This window comes from Mesorhizobium sp. M1004, assembly GCF_040318795.1.
GTDB lineage: Bacteria > Pseudomonadota > Alphaproteobacteria > Rhizobiales > Rhizobiaceae > Mesorhizobium.
In genome coordinates, this window is sequence record NZ_JAMYNB010000005.1 from 282,101 (window position 1) to 298,238 (window position 16,138).

The following is a 16,138-nucleotide window of genomic DNA, read 5'->3' on the forward strand; positions in this document are numbered from 1 at the left end:
CGCCAACGCGGCAGAGAGGTTTTTTGAGGGAGAGTTTCACCTACAGGTGAAAAAGATAGGGAAACATAAAGATGGTCGAAAAAACTCTGACGGCATTTGGGTCCGCATGCCGGGAAATCAGAATGGCACGAAGGTTGCGGATGATTGATCAAGCAAAGGAGTTCAAGTGTTCGCCGTCATTTATCTCCGCTGTCGAGACTGGGGGAAAACAAGTTCCAGAGGGGTACGTAGAAAACTTTGGAAACTGGTTGAAATTGGACATCGTTACGAGAAAGCACCTACAGGCCCTCGCAGATGCCCGCATTAACGTTATTCGCTTTACGCCAATAAACAAAGAACGCGCAGCTCTTGCTAGAAGGTTATTTAGGAAGATCAACAAGATGTCCCCAGACGAGATACGAAAACTGGACGCAGAACTCCCAGGAGATGACAGATGAGTCATGACTATTGCGTATCCGCCAAGAGTCGCGCTGAGATCGAGATATTAGCAGCGGCATGGCGCCAAGCACTTCGCATAGGCACTACTTGCCAAGCACCTGATATGGTTAGTGTCCTTGAAAATGAAATGCCCCGGCTTTTTGGCGATTTCGCACTAGTTGTCAAAGATGACCACCTGATGGACGGAGCGGAAGGGTATACCGAATTTGATCCGCCTTGCGTTGTCTTGTCAGGCACAACGTATCAATCCGCCGCGAACTTTGAAGGCCGCGGCAGGTGGACTGTGGCCCATGAGCTAGGGCATTTGGTTCTTCACAAATCGGCCGTTCCCCTTGATCGAGCCCCTAGGCGATATTCTCAGATGAAAGAGTTACCTGCGTACGCGAGCGCAGAATGGCAAGCTAACGCGTTTGCCGCCGGTTTTCTTATGCCGGAGACTCTAATTCGTGACTTCACCGACGTTTTGGAAATCATGCCGTTCTTTGCTGTGAGTAGGACAGCCGCCGAGAAACGCCTCCAAAATCTTGGCATCTCAGAGCCACATATAATTCCGCATCAGGTCAAGACGGCAATTACAGGAATGCAAAGCAAAGCCGCAGAAATACCAAAGCCGGCTCGTTAGAGCCGGCTTTGGATACCGCGAACAGGCCGGAGCCTACGCGGGGCGACGAGATCGAAATCCCATCTCCTCTAGCAAGGTTATCATATGGGGAGTCGGTTCTCGGAGTCGAGGTAGCTCTGGCAACACAGAGGAAAGATACCCAAATGGCCACCAATGAACGTAAGACTTTCGACATTGGACGAAGCTCAAAGAGCGGCCAATTCATTTCTGTGAAAGAAGCCGAGCGCCGCCCGAACACGACCACAGTCGAGCGTGTCCCCAAGCCCGGCTACGGGGACACCAAGAACGAACCGCCGCGCAAGAAGTAACATTGATAGGCGAAGTTTGCCGGGCGCGTCACCGCGGCCGGCAAGCCGTTTGAGGAAATTGCGCCAGGCGCCTCAAGCAGTCCGGTTTGAAGGAGTGACTATATGCGTTACGCGGTGGTGATTGAAAAAGCAGGCAACAATTTCTCTGCCTATGTGCCGGACCTACCCGGCTGCATCGCAACTGGTGCTACCGTGCCAGAAGTAGAAATCGAAATTCGCGACGCTATACGCTTTCACATCGAGGGCTTGCGTGCCGATGGGCTGGAGGTGCCCAAAGGAATCAGTCTCGCGGAATACGTAGAGGCATAAGCGGTAGCCTTCAGGACAACATCCTATCCCGGCACCCGCAGCGTCTGATCGTCGAACAGCGGCTCGTCCTGCCCCGCCCGAACGAACAGCACCCTCCGCCCCTCACCCGCCGGCGCCTCGAAATACTGAATACCATCCGGCATTTCGCCCCAGTCGCCGCAGGGCGGTTCGGGAACTTCGTCATTGGCTAGCGCCTTCAGCTCTTTCGCATAGGCAGCATCGGGGCTGAATGTGTAGCGTTTGACGCCCGCGGGCACGGTGCCCTCGGTGTAGGGCGTCAGCACGCAGCGGGCGCTGACTGATTTGTCGGTCTTTTCCAGCAACAGGCGCAACACCGCGGCCTCGGCGGTTTCGCCTGATTTGATGTCGAACACCTCGACCAGCGGATCGGGCGCGCCGCCATCGCTGTATTTGATGGCGAGCGCGTTGCCGACGAATTCGAAGTGGATCTGGCGAAAACCGAAATCGCAGCGCTGCACCCAGGCGGCCAGCCCAACCGTCTTGTCGGCCATTTTTTCCCAGACGCATTTGTCGATCGGCGGGCGCGATGGCGCCGGCTCGTCCGCCCGCGCTGCGGCTGATATCGTCGCCGAGGCAAACAGCGTGCAGATCCAGACAATCGGTCTCATGGCGCTATTCATCGCTGCATCCTGTCAATGTGAAGGCGTCCCACGCCGAGCCGTCCGGATTGGCATTGGCGAAATCGGCAAATTCGGTGAAGCCCGCGCCGAAATCGGGCAGCAACAGCCCTTTCGGCGCCGGTGTCGCTTCGCGCGAATTCAGCTGCTCGGCGCCGCCTCCGGTCAAGGCATAGACCTGGCCCATCCATATCCGGCAGAGACCGCTGCCATCCTCCAGCCCCGCTTCGCGGTCGTCGTCGGTGCAGGCGTGGCGGATGGTGCCGAGCGGAAACGAATTTTTGCCATTGGTCCAGGCGATGTCGGCCGGCAAGCGCGTGTCGGTGTTGGGCACGGTCACCGAAAACACTTCGGCCGTCAGTGCCGCCGGCTCATTGTCTAGCGGCCGGAATTGCAACACCGCGCCCGAACGCGGCTCGCGATAGGTGGCGTGGCTGAGCAGACATTCCTTTGCGCTCGCTGCCTGCACGGCGCCGAGCAGAGCCAGGCAAACGACGGCCAGCCTGCGAACGATCATTGGATGTCTCGTCATGAAAGTGGCGCCTCAGATAAAACCGACCAGCCAAGCCGCGCCGCCCAAAAACGCGGCCGAACAGACCCACAGCAGCCAAAGCCCGCGCACCCTGCATTCGAGCACTGCCGAGGCGGGGTTGGCTGGGTCGTAATGCACGTCGACCTTGCCGCCCTCGGCATAGCTGCGCGCCTGGCCGCTGACGAGGCCGGGCATTGAAGCGGTGACCGTGGCGCCGAAGGTGACGCGGTCTGAGGTGTAGTGCTGGCCTGCGACGCCGTAGCTGTACACGATGCGGGATTTGAAGACGGTGCTCCAGCGTCGATGGCTGCTGTAGTTTCGCAGCGTCTGCAGGCCCGAGGAGTCAATGCGGCCGGGGGCGACCGGCCATTTTGCCGCCTGCTCGGCAAGCGACTTCTGGACGAAGGCCATGCGCAGGATCATCAGGCCCATGAACAGCAGCAGCGCTCCGGCGCCGAGGTTCTGCGGCTTGGGCAGGTGCGGCCGGATCGCCTCCAGCACGCCACCGAGCGAAAACACCAGCACCACCGTGCCGATCACCAGCCCGGCCGAGAGCTTGACCATGAACTTGAAGGCGCCGTCCGGCAGGGTGCGTTCGATCACGGCCTTGCCCGGATCGGCCGGATTGTAGAAGACGGTCACTTCAGCGCCGGTGGGAAACTGCGCCAAGGTTTCGGTGACTTCGAAATTCCCCAGATTCTCCTTCACGCTGTAGCGCGAGCTTTGAAATTTCTTTTTACCGACCTTGTATTCGAAGGTGACCGCCGGAAAATTGCGCATCTCGGTGGTGTCGCTGCTGTCCGAGCCGACGCCCGACCTTCTGACTTCGCGCGCCTCGACGCGCGACGAGATGATCTTGCCCGGCGCCGGCAGCCAGTGGCTCATCGCCTGCACCTCGCGCCATTTGACGAAGGTGATGAACGACAGACCGCCCGCGATCGCGCAGGCAAATCCGACAATCAGAAATTTGAGCTCTACGTCCACCGCGTCCCCCAGGAGTGCCGGAAGCTACAAATAGATAGCACGGCGAAGGCAATGTCTTGATTATTCGCAAAGGACGAACCGCCCTTCCTCGGGTATCGAAGCCCCCTCAACTTTGTTAAGAGTCGCCCAAACTGTTAGGAGCCACGAGACCAGGATGACAGCACTGCGCGTTCTCTCGGATGCCTTCATTCCGGAACTCCCGAACCACTATAAAGGCAAGGTCCGCGAGAATTACGATCTGCCGGATGGCCGTCGCATCATCATCGCCACCGACCGGCTGAGCGCCTTCGATGTGATCCTGACCGCAATACCGCTCAAGGGAGAGCTGCTGACGCAGACGGCGCGCTACTGGTTCGAGGAAACGGCGGATATCTGCCAAAACCATGTGCTCGATTATCCCGACCCCAATGTCGTCGTCGGCACCAGGCTCGACATTCTGCCGGTGGAAATCGTCGTTCGCGACTATCTCGCCGGCACCACCAGCACTTCGGTGCTGACGAAATACAAGAACGGCGAACGCGATATGTACGGCATCCGCCTGCCGGACGGACTGCGCGACAATGAGAAGCTGCCGCAGGCCATCATCACGCCGACCAGCAAGGCGCTCGATGGCGGCCATGACGAGCCCTTGACGCGCGACGAGATTTTGACGCGCGGCCTGTTGTCGGAAGAGCAATGGGACACAGTCTCGCGCTATGCGCTGGCGCTGTTTGCGCGCGGCAAGGCGCTGGCCGCTAAGCGCGGCCTGATCCTGGTCGACACCAAATACGAGTTCGGCACGGACAAGGATGGCACCATCATCCTTGCCGATGAAATCCATACGCCCGATAGCAGCCGCTACTGGCTTGCGGCAAGCTATGAGGAGCGCTTCAAGGCAGGCGAGCGGCCGCAAAGTTTCGACAAGGACTTTATTCGCGCCTGGGTGACCGCGCGCTGCGATCCCTACAAGGATCGTATTCCGAAAATCCCCGCCGAACTCATCGAGCAGACGTCGCGTGTCTATACGCAGGCCTTTGAGACCATCACCGGCAAGACCTTCACCGCCGATATCTCGGGAAAGACGGTGCTGGACCGCATTCGCGAGAACCTGCGCCCTTATTTCTGACGGCGGCTGGCGGCCGCCGGTCAACTTGCCGAGGTCGCGGACGCGGACGGTTCTGGCGGATCGCGCCACGTGCCGAGATATGATCCGCACAGGATGAGCGCGAAGGCCGCGACAATGCCGATATCGAGCGGCTCCGAAAGGACGAGCACGCCGGCTGCCACGGAGACGGCGGGCGCCACATAGGTGATGACGACCGCCCGTTCGGGGCCGATCTCCCGCACCAGCAGGAAGTAGGTGGCGAAGGCAATCGCCGTGCAAAACACGCCAAGACCGAGGATTGCGCCAACCACCGTTGTCGACGGCATGGCCGCCGGCCAGGCCAACGCCGCCGGCACAGCGTAGATCAGCGCGGCCCCTGCCAGACAGACTGCCGTCAGCGAGGTTGCCGGCACATCGTTCAGCCAGCGCGACGCGATGATCGAACCCGAGGCATAGCAGGCCGCGGCCATGAGAATCTCGACGACCGCGAGAAATCCGCCACCCAAGGTCGGCAGCGCCAGCACGAAGACACCGGCAAAACCGAGGAAAAGGCCGGTCCAGCGGCGTATCCCCAGCCGCTCATCCGAGCCCATCAGCTTTGAGAGCGCGACGGTTACGGCCGGCGTCATGGCAATCAGCAGTCCGGCGGTGGAACTGTCGATGCTGACTTCGCCATGGGTGATCAGCCCCCATGGCAGGATCATCTCGACCAGACAGAATGCGGCGACCGCCCGCCAATGTGTCTTCAGCCATCCGAAACTGCGCTGGACAAGGACGAAGGGCAGCAGCGCCAGGGCGCCGACGGCTGTTCGGGCAAAGACCAGGAAGGGCACCGACACCTCGGCAACCGCCAGCTTGATCAACAAATAGGGAATGCCCCACAGGAGGCTGAGCAGCACGAACAAAAACAGTCCGCGGCGCGTCATGACGGCCTCAAAGCCAGAAAGGTGGTCCACTCTTCGCGATCGCGGCCGACGTTGAATTCGTCTCCGACAAGGACCAGCCCGGCGTTTTCGAGGCGGGCCGCGAAGTCGTCCCTGCGCCAGTAGACCGTATGATATTCGCCGCTCTTCTCGCCATCGCCAATGCGCATCGAGACGAGGAAGGCGCCGCCCGGCCGCAGCGACCCGGCAATCTTGGCAAGCACCTGGTCGGCCTGCTCGCGCGGCACGTGGATCAGGACGCACAATGCGAGCACCGCGTCGTAGGGGCCGCCGAGATCGTCGGTGACGAGATCGAGAAACTCACCCTGCTTGCCGCGTGCGGCCTGCAACTCGAGAAACCGCTTCGTTGCGTCTGTGCGCCGAACCTGGACACCGAGCCCTTCGACGAAGTCCGCATCGTATCCGGGTCCCGAACCGACTTCCAGAATCCGGCCACCTTTGCCGGCGATCTTCACCAGGCGCTTCAGCCATTTCTGTTCTCTTTGGTTCGGAACGTGCCGCACCAGAGCGTCGTAGCGTTCGGCATAGTCCTCATAGGCGTTGATCGTTTGTCGGCTCTTCGCCAGATCCTCGGATAACACAGTCATCTTTCCCTCCCCTGGTCAAAGAGCTTGCTTAGCCAATGGTGCCGGGAGGCACGCGTCCGTCAAGCATACCGATATCCCTGAGGAAATGATCCGACAGCGAGCGGCGGTCGAGCAGGCCGTGCTTGCGAGGCCTGAACGGCGCGGTGAAGAGGTCGAGCACCGGGCGGCGAAGCGTGTTGTAGAGAGCGATGGTGGTGGTCATTGCCGTATCCTCCAGGGTTTGATCCAATGAATGCAGCATGCCGTTTTCCGGGCTTGGTTTCCAATCGAACGTCGCGTAGTATGCATCAGCGGGATTGATGCGTCATGAGCTGGGAACTACCACCATTAGGAGCCATCAGGGTCTTTGAAGCCGCGGCCCGGCTGGGCAGTTTCACCAAGGCAGCCGAAGAACTCGGCATGACCCAATCAGCTGCCAGCTATCAGATAAAGGTGCTGGAAGAACGTGCCGGAACGCCGCTTTTTATAAGAAAAACAAGGCAGATCGCGCTGACCGAGGCCGGACAGCAGCTGGCGCCGCACGCAACAGGCGCGTTCTCGACCCTGGCCGACGCATGGGTCGCCACCAAGGGTGGAGCGACCGGCGTGCTGTCGGTGACGACCATGGAAACCTTCGCATCGAACTGGCTGGCCGTATGGCTTGGAACATTCCAGCTGATGCATCCCGATCTTGCCGTGAAGGTGAATACATCGCACGGGCTGGTCGATTTCACGCGCGGCGACATGGATGTCGGCATTCGCACCGGCAGTGGAAAATGGCCGGGCCTGACGGCTCACTATCTGTTCAAGGCGGACTATACGCCGATGCTCAGCCCGAGACTCGCCGAAAGCGTCGGCGGCATCCACCGCCCTGAGGATCTCTACCAACTGCCGCTATGCTGTGCCGACGATCCCTGGTGGGAAATCTGGTTCAAGGCTGCCGGCGTGCCGTTCGAGCCCGATCGCGTCATCGCTGGCCCGAAGCTGGGTACGCAGGCCTATGATGCGATGGCGGCGCTGACCGACAAGGGCGCCGCGATCCTCACCAGAAACCTTTACAGCGCCCTGTTGGAAAAGGGCCAGTTGATACAGCCATTCGACGTGCTTGGCTCGGACGGCGACGGCTATTGGCTGGTGCATCTGGAGAGCCGCCGCAACGCGCCCAAAATCAAGGTGTTTCGCGACTGGGTGCTGGCGCAAACGGCAGAGATACGCGAACGCGAAAAGCGCGACAGCCCTCTAGGCCCGCGATAAAACTCGCCCGCGCCTCAACCCTCAGTCCTTGAAGGTCAATCCGTACTTTGCAACCTGCTCCTTCGGCATATCCGCAAGCGCCTGGCGCGTGGTGTAGCCGCCGTAGATCACCTTCCCGTTCTTGATCATCCAGTCCTCGACGTCGGCCTCGGTTACCGTCATCCTGTCGCCCATCTTGTACTTGTTGCCATTGACCGGCACGTCAGCAAGCAGGCCGATATAGGAGCCTTCGCTGTAGCCCACCAGCTGCAGCCAGATATGCTCGGTGGCGCCGTTCTGGGTCAGCGGGAATTTTACCGTGTAGGTGCCCGGCGTGCCGGCGTCCATCAGTTCGTGGAAGCGCTTGAGGGTCGAGCGGCCGCTGTCCTTGGCGGCCTGCATCGCCTTGTCCTCGGTGGAATAGGACACGACGTTCTGCTTCGACTCCGCCAGCGAAGCGCCACTTCCGCCCGGCATGTGGCCGAGCGAACTGAAAAACCCGTAGCCGACGGCGGCGGCAAGTGCGACAGCCACAACTGGATTGCGCATGGATCCCTCCGAAACCCGATCACGGGCACGTTACCGGAAGGCTGTTGCGATACCGCTAAAGGACACAGTGAGCGGATCGTTAGCGAGACGCTGAAAATTCAACCCAAGGCGCAGCGGCAGGCAGCGCAGGCGCACCGGCACCTGCCTGACGTTCAGTCGGCGTCGGCGACGGTCGTCTGCCCGCCTGCCCATGCCCGCCAGGCGCGCTCGTCGCCATGGAAGACGTTGAGGTCGATGCGGCCGGTCACGCCGTGCGACAGGCCGGAGCCGGAGTACTGCCAGAACAGCCATTTGCGGCCGGGATAGACTTTTGAGGGATGCCGCGCCACGGCGCGCAGCCAGAACGGATAATCGAGAAACGCACCCTTGAGATTGTCGCGATAGAAATCCGGTGCGGTGTAGATGATGGGCCGCTGGCCGTAATGGCGCTCCAGCTTGTCCATGAACACCTTCATCTTTTCCAGCACGGTGGCCCGCGACGGCCGCCGCTTGCAGGAAGATTCGCCGTTCCACTCGACATCGACTACCGGTGGCAGCGCGCCTTCGACCCTCGGCACATTGCGGATGAACCAGTCGGCCTGCTCGCCCGCGGTGCGGCACCAGTAGAAGAAATGATACGCGCCGCGCTTCAGCCCGGCGGCGTCGGCATTGCGCCAGTTCTTCATGAACATCGGGTCGAGATGGTCGCCGCCATCGGTCGCCTTGATGTAGGCGAAGTTGGCGCCCTGGGCGCGCAGCTTGCCCCAGTTGACATTGCCCTGCCAGCGCGAGACGTCGACGCCGTGGACGGCAAGGTAGCGTGGCGAAGCCTTGCCGAAATTGATCGGCTTGGCGTCGCGGAAACCGTAGCGGGTGACCGGCGAGGCCAGCATGGCCGGCGCCGCGCGCGTCAACCGCTTCGGCGCAGACATCAGAGCGGCGGGCTCGAGCTGTGGTCTGGTGCTCCCCTGCGGCGTGCCCGCGACGATGGCCTCTTCTTCCTCGACCATGGAAAAGGGCGGCGCATTGTCGGCCACAGCGTTGTCGGCCACCATGTCGGACCGCATCGGCGCGAGGTCGGCGGTCTCCGCCGGAGCCGCTGCGACCGGCGCGCTCGGACGCACGACCGAACTGGTCGTCTCGTTCGACGGTTGCAAGCCATCGACGCCCGCTGTGGACGAACAGCCGGCAAGCCACAGCGATGCCAACATGAAACTGACGACGGCTGAAATCCGCATCTGGACCTGTACGCAAAACACAACAGACCGAAGGCAAACAGACGCCGCCGGACAAACCGGCCTCGATTACTAACGAGAAATTACCAACAAAGTTTGAATCAAGTTGTTAGGAATTGGCCCTCTTGTCTTCTCCCCCTGTGGGAGAAGGTGGATCGGCGCGTAGCGCCGAGACGGATGAGGGGTGTTCCAGCGGAGTGAGGCGTTGGCGTTCCCTGGAACACCCCTCATCCGACCGAGCTTCGCTCGGCCACCTTCTCCCACAAGGGGAGAAGGGGAAGCCCTTACCTTCCCAGCCATTGCTGCATGCAGCTTTTCGCCACCACATGCGCCGGTGGCACGGCGTCGGCCGCCGGGCGGCGGGCACGTTCGAGCAGCAGGCGAACCTGTTCGGGGCGCACGCGGTCACGCTCCATGACGAGGAGGACCATCGGATCGCTCAAAAGCTCGTCCAGGGTGCTGATTCTGTCGCTCATCGGTCGTCTCCTCGATACCGGCCCGCAGACGATAGATAGGCAGCCAATCATGGCCCGCCAATGACGCTTTGCCGGCTATGTCGTGGTTTCGGGATTAATTTCCGGTAAGGCCGGCGTCAGTTCGGAGGCGGCGCGCCTTCATGGTGCGGCAGGCCGTCATCGAGCTGCAGCCAGGGCTGCTTCGAGGCGGTCCACATATGCATCTCCGGCTTGAACAGCGAGGGATCGTCGAGCGAGCCGGTGGTGATGCCGACGATGCCGGCGGAGTCGCGTCGGGAAAACAGCGTGGTGCCGCAAGCGGCGCAAAAGCCGCGCTTGAGGTCCGGAGAGGTGTTGACCGTCGCCACCTCTCCCTCGACGGTGACATCGTCGATGCGAAACAAAAGGCGGGCGTTGAAGGCCGCGCCGATCACCTTCTGGCAGCGCCGGCAATGGCAGACGCGCTGATTGAGCGGCGCCGCCTCGGTGCCGTAGCGCACTGCCCCGCAATGGCATCCGCCCTGGTATTTCGTCATCATTCGAACCCATCACACTGAAGGTCTCTTGATGATATCGACAGGTACCTTTCGGTCAATTGAAAAGCCCTGATGGCGCCATCGATTGCGCCGATAGGACTAATGGCTGCGCCAGGGCTTCGTGGTTTCGCAGGCACAAAAAAGCCGGCCGCCTCTTCGAGACGGCCGGCATGTATCTCAGGCAAGCTATTTCGTTTCGCTGAGGACTTCGTCCCAGGTCTTCACCTTGGTTTCGCCATTGAGGAAGGGCAGTGCCGCGGCCGTCAGCTCCGGTGCGAAGAAGACGTCGTAGTGGGTGCGATTGGGAATGATGGCCAGCCGGTTCTGCGACAGGTTCTCACGCATCCAGCCGGCATCCTTCAGCCCGCCGCCGATCATCTGGTAGAACCTGATCTCGTGCTCGGGCTTGTACATGTCGCTGTCGCCATAGGCCAGCATAACTGGCATCTTCAGCTTCGCCACATCGGCGGAATAGTCGTAATCCTTGCGCATGAAATTGCCCAGCGCGTCGAGCAGTTTGGGGAAATCGTCGGGACGTGGGGCGACGGCGACGTAGGATTTGTACATCGGCGTGTCCTTCATGAAATCGGCGGCGGCCGCGCTCACCTGCGCCTGCTGGCCGCGCATCTCGTCATAGAAGCCATTGGCGGCGAAGCCGGTCGAGACCAGGACCAGACGTCTCACCGTCTCGGGATGCTGAACGGCCATACGGAAGGCGACGCCGCCGCCCAGCGAATAGCCAAGCACGTCGACCTTGTCATAGCCGAGCGCCTTGACGATACCAGCCATGTCGTCGCCCATCCCCCCAGGCTGAAGGGTCGCTCGCCGAGCGCGGTGCGGCCATGGCCCTGCAGGTCGACGGCAATGATGGTGCGGTTTTCCGCCAGCTTCGGCAGCAGCGGCGCGAACATGTCCGACGTGCCAAGGCCGCCATGCAGCAGAAGCAGCGGTTCTCCCTTGCCATAGACGGCATAGTAGTAATTCAGGCCGTCGATCGGCAGCAAGCCGGACTTTTCCGGCTTCGGCATGGCTGTTGCTTCGGTGGTCATGGCGGGCTTGGTCTCCTCTGCATTGGCTGGGCCGGGCGCTGCAAACAAGGCAGCGACCGAGGCAAGAATGGCGACATAGATTCGTCTGGACATGTCGGTCTCCTCAGGTTCCCCCCAAGGACGAGCGAGCACGCCGCGTGCCGACATGCCCTGCGAAAAAATCCGCGGAAGAATGATCGGTTTGGCTGTTGTCGATCGGTCGCGCGCCTCAGTGGCGCTTGGCTTGCACCAGATAGGCGTCGATCTCGGTCTCGCCGAGCCATTTGGCGGCTTCCAGCCGGTGCAGGCCCTCGACCAGGATGTGGCGCTTGCCGTCATGGCGAACCTGGATCGGCGTCTTCATGCCGTTTTCCAGTATGTCTTCGGCCAGATGCCGGACCGTTTCGGGATGCAGCGTCTTCTTGCGCGCCGTCGGCACGTAGATTTGGTCGACCTTGACCTTCTGCACTCTCAGCATACCGGCTCCCGAGGCGGAAAATGCCGCCTCGCCTGAGATAGTCGGTTTGCCGGGTGCGGCCAAGAGCGGCCAAGCAATTGTGTCGTATGCAATTGCTGGCCCGATCGTTTCCATTTGACGCTTGGCCGGCAGATGGCCGAAATGGCGGCCTGTCACTTTTCCGGTGTTCATGACCCAACTGCCGACCGAATTTCCCGATTTCGGACTGACGCCCGAGCAGCGCCGCGAGGCAGTGCGCGGCCATTACTATGAATGGCCGGGAATGGACGGCGAGCGCGGCGAGATCTGGTGTTATTCCAACCGCTTTTCCTACCGCGCCGGCGAGACCGTGACGCTGCATGTCAGTTCGAGAGTGCCGCGCTTCAGCATTGTCATTGTCCGCGACGGCGGCAGCGAGACAAAAGTCTTCGAGCAAACGGGGCTTTCGGCGCGCTGGCAGGATACGCCCGACCAGTGCTCGGTCGAAGGCTGCGGCTGGGAGGCGTCGTTTCAATTCAGCATCGGCAAGGATTGGCCGTCCGGCGCCTACCGGCTGACGCTGACGGCGGACGGCGGCGACGGCAAGCCGATCCACTGCCACCACCTCATCATCGTCGCGCCCCTGCCCGGCAAAAAGCCCGGTCGCGTGCTGCAGGTGGCGGCGACGGGCACCTGGCTGTCCTACAACACCTGGGGCGGCTCCAACGCCTATCAGGGCATCACCGGCCCGGGCCGCGACCAATATGCGCGCATGGTGTCGACGCAGCGGCCCTGGTGCCGCGGCTTCGTGGTGCTGCCCAAGGATGCGCCGCGCGTGCCGCTGGAGGTTGCGGTGCCGCCGAAAACAGTGCCGCGCTATCCGCACATGGAATGGGCGTACGCCACCGGACATTCGAAGAAATACACCTCCTCCGGCTGGGCGAGCTATGACAGCCACTTCTTCCGCTTTGCCGAGCGGGCCGGCTATGGCGTCGATCTCGCCAGCCAGCACGATTTGCACTTCTCGCCCGAGATTCTCGACGGCTACGACTGTGTGGTCTTCGTCGGCCATGACGAGTACTGGACCTGGGAAATGCGAGACGCCGTCGACAGCTACGTCGAGCGCGGCGGTCATGCGGCGCGCTTTGCCGGCAATTTCATGTGGCAGACCAGGCTCGAGGACGAAGGCCGGCGGCAGGTCTGCTACAAATACCGGGCGCGCGCCGAAGACCCGGCCTATGGCGGCGACGTCACCCGCGCCACCAACTCCTGGGAAGCGCCTGAGATCGGTCGTCCCGGCGCAATGACGTTCGGCCTCAACGCGACGCGCGGCGTCTATGCCGGCTGGGGCGGATGCGCACCGCGCGGCATGCGCGGCTTTCCGGTCTATCGGCCCGAGCACTGGGCCTTTGCCGGCACCGGAATCTATTATGGCGACCTGCTTGGCGCCGACAGTCATGTCTATGGCTATGAGGTCGACGGGCTCGATTTCGAGATCCGCGGCGGCCTGCCCTATCCGACACCGGACAGCGGTGCGCCTGACGGGCTGCAGGTGCTGGCCGTCGGCATAGCGAGCCAGGTCGAGGAAAGCGCCGATATCCCGATCGAGGACCAGTTTCTCGCCGACGAGGATGGCCGCTTTACGGCCGAAACGCTGTTTGGCGAGGCGACCGACGCCAATCTGGAAAAGGTCAAACGCGGCAACGGCATGATCGTCAATTTTCCGCGCGGCAAGGGCGAGGTTTTCCACGCCGGAAGCTGCGAATGGGTCGCCGGCCTGCTCAGGCAGGATCCCATGGTCGAGCGCGTGACCAGGAATGTAATCGATCGCTACCTCGGAAAGTCCTGACATGCAGAAGCCCTCATCAACTGGTTCAGAAACGCGCGCGCCCTCGCACCTGTTCTACCTCTCCAGCCTGCGCCGGCCGCTGATCGACCGCGCCGAAGGCATTTATATGTGGACGCAGGACGGCCGCCGCTTCATCGACGGATCGAGCGGACCGATGGTCGCCAATATCGGCCATTCCAACCGCAACGTGCTCGACGCCATGAAGCGGCAGATGGACCGCGCCACCTTCGCCTACCGGCTGCATTTCGAGAACGAGCAGGCGGAAGAACTGGCGCGGGAGCTCGCCGGCAAACTGCCGGAGGGCATGGACCGAATCTTCTTCGTCTCCGGCGGTTCGGAGGCGACGGAATCCTGCATCAAGCTGGCGCGGCAATGGGCGGTCGCGACCGGCCAGCCGAAGCGCTGGAAGGTTATCACGCGTTTTCCCTCCTATCATGGCGGCACGCTGGGTTCGCTTTCGATAACCGGCGACGATGCGCTGGCCGAAACGTTCACACCGATGATGCGGGTGATGCCGACCGTGCCGGCGCCGACGGCATGGCGCGACCGCGACAATCTTTCGATGGAGCAGCGCGGCGTCCGTTATGCCGACATGCTGGAGGAGAAGATCCAGGCCGAGGGCCCGGACAGCGTGCTCGCCTTCATCATGGAGCCGATCGGCGGTGCGGCGACTTCGGCCCTCGTCGCACCGGACAGCTATTATCCGCGTATACGCGAGATCTGCGACCGCTACGGCATCCTGCTCATCCATGATGAAGTGATGAGCGGCGCCGGCCGCACCGGAAAATTCCTTGGCGGCGACCATTGGAACTGCAAGCCCGACATCGTCGCGCTGTCGAAGGGGCTTGGCTCCGGCTATGCGCCGCTCGGCGCGCTGGCCGCCCCGATGCGGCTGGTCGAGCCGCTGCTGGCGTCGGGCGGCTTCCAGCATGGCCACACCTATGCTGGCAATCCGCTCGCCTGCGCGGCCGGGCTCGCCGTGCTCGGCGAGATGGACCGCCTCGACCTGATCGCCAATGCCGCCGCGATGGGCGACGTGCTGATGGACGGGCTGAAAGGGCTGGCGAAGCGTTTTCCGTTCATCGCCGATGTCCGAGGCAAAGGCCTGCTCACCGGCGCCGAGATGGTTGCCGATCCCGAAACTCTACGGCCGATCGAACAGGGCAAGAAAGCCACGCAGCGCCTGCTCGACCTCGCCTACGAGCGCGGGCTGATCATCTACGGCCGCAGGGTCAAGGGCGGTGTAGACGGCGACAATTTCATGGTGGCGCCGCCGATGATCGTCACGGCTGAAGAGGTCGGCGAGATCATTTCCATCATCGGCGATTCGCTGGAAGTTCTGGCCGCCGAACTCGACCTGCCGGTCGAAGGCTGAGGGCTAAAGAATGGCGCCGAGGAAAGTCATCATCACCTGCGCGGTCACTGGCTCGGTGCACACCCCGTCCATGTCGCCCTATCTGCCGGTGACGCCGGACCAGATCGCGACCGACGCCATCGCGGCGGCCGAGGCTGGCGCCTCAATCCTGCATCTCCACGCCCGCGATCCCAAAGACGGCCGGCCGACCGCCGATCCTGAGGTGTTCATGCAGTTCCTGCCGCGCATCAAGCAAGCGACCGACGCGGTGATCAACATCACCACCGGCGGTTCGTCGCTGATGACGCTTGACCAGCGGCTGGCGGCACCACTGCGGGCCGAGCCGGAAATGTGCTCGCTCAACATGGGCTCGATGAATTTCGCGCTGTTCCCGATGCTCGACAAGCCAAGGGAGTGGCAGCACGAGTGGGAACCAAAGCTGCTCGAAGCCACGCGCGACACCATCTTCAAGAACACCTTTGCCGATATGGAAGGCGTGCTCGAAAAGCTCGGCAAGGGCTGCGGCACGCGCTTTGAGTTCGAATGCTACGATGTCGGCCATCTCTATTCGCTGGCGCATTTTCGCGACCGCGGGCTGGTGTCGGGGCCGCTGTTCATCCAGTTCGTGCTCGGCATTCTCGGCGGCATCGGCGCCGATCCCGACAATCTCATCCATATGAAGCGCATCGCCGACAAGCTGTTCGGCGACAGCTACCAGTTCTCGGTGCTCGCCGCCGGCCGCCATCAGATGCCCCTGATCTCGATCGCGGCGGCGATGGGCGGCAATGTCCGCGTCGGGCTGGAGGACAGTCTCTACGATGGACGGCAATTGGCGAAATCCAATGCCGATCAGGTGCGCAGGATACGCGCCATTCTCGACGGGTTGTCGCTGGAAGTCGCAACGCCGACCGAGGCGCGCGAGATGCTGGCGCTGAAGGGTGGCGATAGGGTGGCGTTTTGAGATGATTGATCTGCGATGATGGCGTTCTGGCACACCCCCCTCTGGCCTGCCGGCCATCTCCCCCTCAAGGGGGGAGATCGGATGTCACTGCGGCCTTC

The 16,138-nt window shown here is 62.0% G+C and carries 20 protein-coding genes and 1 pseudogene; 9 read left to right on the forward strand and 12 right to left on the reverse strand.

What is annotated here, in order from left to right; translation table 11 throughout:
* Positions 1 to 71 precede the first annotated feature (71 nt).
* The 4 genes from NKH54_RS12920 to NKH54_RS12935 all read left to right on the forward strand — a co-directional run bounded on the left by NKH54_RS12920 (position 72) and on the right by NKH54_RS12935 (position 1,677).
* Positions 72 to 437: a hypothetical protein gene (locus NKH54_RS12920; protein ID WP_156951450.1), complete on the forward strand. Its 366-nt coding sequence runs from the start codon at positions 72 to 74 to the stop codon at positions 435 to 437.
* Positions 434 to 1,060 (forward strand): ImmA/IrrE family metallo-endopeptidase, encoded by a 627-nt coding sequence (locus NKH54_RS12925; protein ID WP_352459409.1) that lies wholly within the window; start codon positions 434 to 436, stop codon positions 1,058 to 1,060. The genes NKH54_RS12920 and NKH54_RS12925 overlap by 4 nt, the downstream gene beginning before the upstream one ends.
* 143 nt (positions 1,061 to 1,203) lie before the next feature.
* Entirely contained in the window at positions 1,204 to 1,368 is a 165-nt protein-coding gene (locus NKH54_RS12930; protein ID WP_023700822.1) for a hypothetical protein, read from the forward strand.
* A 102-nt stretch (positions 1,369 to 1,470) separates the two neighbouring features.
* The gene (locus NKH54_RS12935) at positions 1,471 to 1,677 is read left to right on the forward strand and encodes a type II toxin-antitoxin system HicB family antitoxin (RefSeq protein ID WP_023669048.1); all 207 of its coding nucleotides are present in this window, start codon (positions 1,471 to 1,473) and stop codon (positions 1,675 to 1,677) included.
* Between the two features lie 23 nt (positions 1,678 to 1,700).
* On the opposite strand, the gene NKH54_RS12940 is transcribed toward NKH54_RS12935, so the two are convergent.
* From NKH54_RS12940 to NKH54_RS12950, 3 genes are read right to left on the reverse strand one after another with little or no spacing between them, the layout of a single operon-like run.
* Positions 1,701 to 2,306 carry a hypothetical protein gene (locus NKH54_RS12940; protein ID WP_245259856.1) on the reverse strand — a complete coding sequence of 202 codons (606 nt, stop codon included), beginning with the start codon at positions 2,304 to 2,306 and terminating at the stop codon, positions 1,701 to 1,703.
* A gap of 4 nt (positions 2,307 to 2,310) precedes the next feature.
* Positions 2,311 to 2,832, reverse strand: a complete 522-nt coding sequence (locus NKH54_RS12945; protein ID WP_023700824.1) for a hypothetical protein — start codon at positions 2,830 to 2,832, stop codon at positions 2,311 to 2,313.
* A 27-nt stretch (positions 2,833 to 2,859) separates the two neighbouring features.
* A complete protein-coding gene (locus tag NKH54_RS12950) occupies positions 2,860 to 3,831 on the reverse strand; it encodes a DUF3592 domain-containing protein (RefSeq protein ID WP_023700825.1) in 972 nt (323 codons plus the stop codon).
* 163 nt (positions 3,832 to 3,994) lie between these two features.
* Here NKH54_RS12950 and NKH54_RS12955 point away from each other — a divergent pair, with 163 nt between their 5' ends.
* Positions 3,995 to 4,936, forward strand: coding sequence for a phosphoribosylaminoimidazolesuccinocarboxamide synthase (locus tag NKH54_RS12955; protein WP_023700826.1), 942 nt, complete (start codon positions 3,995 to 3,997; stop codon positions 4,934 to 4,936).
* 20 nt (positions 4,937 to 4,956) lie between these two features.
* Here NKH54_RS12955 and NKH54_RS12960 read toward each other — a convergent pair whose 3' ends face one another.
* Genes NKH54_RS12960 through NKH54_RS12970 form a run of 3 tightly spaced genes read right to left on the reverse strand, consistent with a single transcriptional unit; the run spans position 4,957 to position 6,687 of the window.
* Positions 4,957 to 5,841: a DMT family transporter gene (locus NKH54_RS12960; protein ID WP_353028348.1), complete on the reverse strand. Its 885-nt coding sequence runs from the start codon at positions 5,839 to 5,841 to the stop codon at positions 4,957 to 4,959.
* Positions 5,838 to 6,446, reverse strand: a complete 609-nt coding sequence (locus NKH54_RS12965) for a class I SAM-dependent DNA methyltransferase (RefSeq protein WP_023684924.1) — start codon at positions 6,444 to 6,446, stop codon at positions 5,838 to 5,840. Before NKH54_RS12965 ends, NKH54_RS12960 begins: the two co-directional genes overlap by 4 nt.
* A gap of 28 nt (positions 6,447 to 6,474) precedes the next feature.
* Positions 6,475 to 6,687, reverse strand: coding sequence for a hypothetical protein (locus NKH54_RS12970; RefSeq protein WP_023684923.1), 213 nt, complete (start codon positions 6,685 to 6,687; stop codon positions 6,475 to 6,477).
* Between the two features lie 65 nt (positions 6,688 to 6,752).
* On the opposite strand from NKH54_RS12970, the gene NKH54_RS12975 reads away from it, so the two are divergent.
* Positions 6,753 to 7,679, forward strand: a complete 927-nt coding sequence (locus tag NKH54_RS12975; RefSeq protein ID WP_353028349.1) for a LysR substrate-binding domain-containing protein — start codon at positions 6,753 to 6,755, stop codon at positions 7,677 to 7,679.
* A 21-nt stretch (positions 7,680 to 7,700) separates the two neighbouring features.
* Here the strand turns inward: NKH54_RS12975 and NKH54_RS12980 are convergent, their stop codons facing one another.
* From NKH54_RS12980 to NKH54_RS13005, 6 genes and pseudogenes are all read right to left on the reverse strand, one after another.
* Positions 7,701 to 8,207, reverse strand: coding sequence for a DUF2314 domain-containing protein (locus NKH54_RS12980; protein ID WP_023700830.1), 507 nt, complete (start codon positions 8,205 to 8,207; stop codon positions 7,701 to 7,703).
* Positions 8,208 to 8,359: 152 nt separating this feature from the next.
* A complete protein-coding gene (locus tag NKH54_RS12985) occupies positions 8,360 to 9,424 on the reverse strand; it encodes a glycoside hydrolase family 25 protein (protein WP_353028350.1) in 1,065 nt (354 codons plus the stop codon).
* A 281-nt stretch (positions 9,425 to 9,705) separates the two neighbouring features.
* Complete coding sequence (locus NKH54_RS12990) at positions 9,706 to 9,897, reverse strand: hypothetical protein (RefSeq protein WP_023669058.1); 192 nt, start codon at positions 9,895 to 9,897, stop codon at positions 9,706 to 9,708.
* Between the two features lie 116 nt (positions 9,898 to 10,013).
* Positions 10,014 to 10,412, reverse strand: a complete 399-nt coding sequence (locus tag NKH54_RS12995) for a GFA family protein (RefSeq protein WP_023684918.1) — start codon at positions 10,410 to 10,412, stop codon at positions 10,014 to 10,016.
* 186 nt (positions 10,413 to 10,598) lie between these two features.
* Positions 10,599 to 11,554, reverse strand: a pseudogene (locus tag NKH54_RS13000) (alpha/beta fold hydrolase).
* A gap of 115 nt (positions 11,555 to 11,669) precedes the next feature.
* Complete coding sequence (locus NKH54_RS13005; RefSeq protein ID WP_352459461.1) at positions 11,670 to 11,918, reverse strand: ParB N-terminal domain-containing protein; 249 nt, start codon at positions 11,916 to 11,918, stop codon at positions 11,670 to 11,672.
* 169 nt (positions 11,919 to 12,087) lie between these two features.
* Between NKH54_RS13005 and NKH54_RS13010 the strand changes: the two genes are divergently transcribed.
* Genes NKH54_RS13010 through kce form a run of 3 tightly spaced genes read left to right on the forward strand, consistent with a single transcriptional unit; the run spans position 12,088 to position 16,040 of the window.
* Positions 12,088 to 13,725, forward strand: a complete 1,638-nt coding sequence (locus NKH54_RS13010; RefSeq protein ID WP_353028351.1) for a N,N-dimethylformamidase beta subunit family domain-containing protein — start codon at positions 12,088 to 12,090, stop codon at positions 13,723 to 13,725.
* Position 13,726: 1 nt separating this feature from the next.
* The gene (locus NKH54_RS13015; protein WP_023669063.1) at positions 13,727 to 15,100 is read left to right on the forward strand and encodes an aminotransferase family protein; all 1,374 of its coding nucleotides are present in this window, start codon (positions 13,727 to 13,729) and stop codon (positions 15,098 to 15,100) included.
* Positions 15,101 to 15,110: 10 nt separating this feature from the next.
* Positions 15,111 to 16,040, forward strand: coding sequence for a 3,5-dioxohexanoate:acetyl-CoA acetone transferase (gene kce / locus NKH54_RS13020; protein ID WP_023711469.1), 930 nt, complete (start codon positions 15,111 to 15,113; stop codon positions 16,038 to 16,040).
* Positions 16,041 to 16,138: the final 98 nt, after the last annotated feature.

What these genes read in the sequence shown, in the direction of transcription:
- NKH54_RS12920 (WP_156951450.1), top strand. Translation starts at nt 72, where the DNA reads ATGGTCGAAAAAACTCTGACGGCATTTGGGTCCGCATGCCGGGAAATC.
- NKH54_RS12925 (WP_352459409.1), top strand. Translation starts at nt 434, where the DNA reads ATGAGTCATGACTATTGCGTATCCGCCAAGAGTCGCGCTGAGATCGAG.
- NKH54_RS12930 (WP_023700822.1), top strand. Translation starts at nt 1,204, where the DNA reads ATGGCCACCAATGAACGTAAGACTTTCGACATTGGACGAAGCTCAAAG.
- NKH54_RS12935 (WP_023669048.1), top strand. Translation starts at nt 1,471, where the DNA reads ATGCGTTACGCGGTGGTGATTGAAAAAGCAGGCAACAATTTCTCTGCC.
- NKH54_RS12940 (WP_245259856.1), bottom strand. Translation starts at nt 2,306, where the DNA reads ATGAGACCGATTGTCTGGATCTGCACGCTGTTTGCCTCGGCGACGATA.
- NKH54_RS12945 (WP_023700824.1), bottom strand. Translation starts at nt 2,832, where the DNA reads ATGATCGTTCGCAGGCTGGCCGTCGTTTGCCTGGCTCTGCTCGGCGCC.
- NKH54_RS12960 (WP_353028348.1), bottom strand. Translation starts at nt 5,841, where the DNA reads ATGACGCGCCGCGGACTGTTTTTGTTCGTGCTGCTCAGCCTCCTGTGG.
- NKH54_RS12965 (WP_023684924.1), bottom strand. Translation starts at nt 6,446, where the DNA reads ATGACTGTGTTATCCGAGGATCTGGCGAAGAGCCGACAAACGATCAAC.
- NKH54_RS12970 (WP_023684923.1), bottom strand. Translation starts at nt 6,687, where the DNA reads ATGCTGCATTCATTGGATCAAACCCTGGAGGATACGGCAATGACCACC.
- NKH54_RS12975 (WP_353028349.1), top strand. Translation starts at nt 6,753, where the DNA reads ATGAGCTGGGAACTACCACCATTAGGAGCCATCAGGGTCTTTGAAGCC.
- NKH54_RS12980 (WP_023700830.1), bottom strand. Translation starts at nt 8,207, where the DNA reads ATGCGCAATCCAGTTGTGGCTGTCGCACTTGCCGCCGCCGTCGGCTAC.
- NKH54_RS12985 (WP_353028350.1), bottom strand. Translation starts at nt 9,424, where the DNA reads ATGCGGATTTCAGCCGTCGTCAGTTTCATGTTGGCATCGCTGTGGCTT.
- NKH54_RS12990 (WP_023669058.1), bottom strand. Translation starts at nt 9,897, where the DNA reads ATGAGCGACAGAATCAGCACCCTGGACGAGCTTTTGAGCGATCCGATG.
- NKH54_RS12995 (WP_023684918.1), bottom strand. Translation starts at nt 10,412, where the DNA reads ATGACGAAATACCAGGGCGGATGCCATTGCGGGGCAGTGCGCTACGGC.
- NKH54_RS13005 (WP_352459461.1), bottom strand. Translation starts at nt 11,918, where the DNA reads ATGCTGAGAGTGCAGAAGGTCAAGGTCGACCAAATCTACGTGCCGACG.
- NKH54_RS13010 (WP_353028351.1), top strand. Translation starts at nt 12,088, where the DNA reads ATGACCCAACTGCCGACCGAATTTCCCGATTTCGGACTGACGCCCGAG.
- NKH54_RS13015 (WP_023669063.1), top strand. Translation starts at nt 13,727, where the DNA reads ATGCAGAAGCCCTCATCAACTGGTTCAGAAACGCGCGCGCCCTCGCAC.
- kce (WP_023711469.1), top strand. Translation starts at nt 15,111, where the DNA reads ATGGCGCCGAGGAAAGTCATCATCACCTGCGCGGTCACTGGCTCGGTG.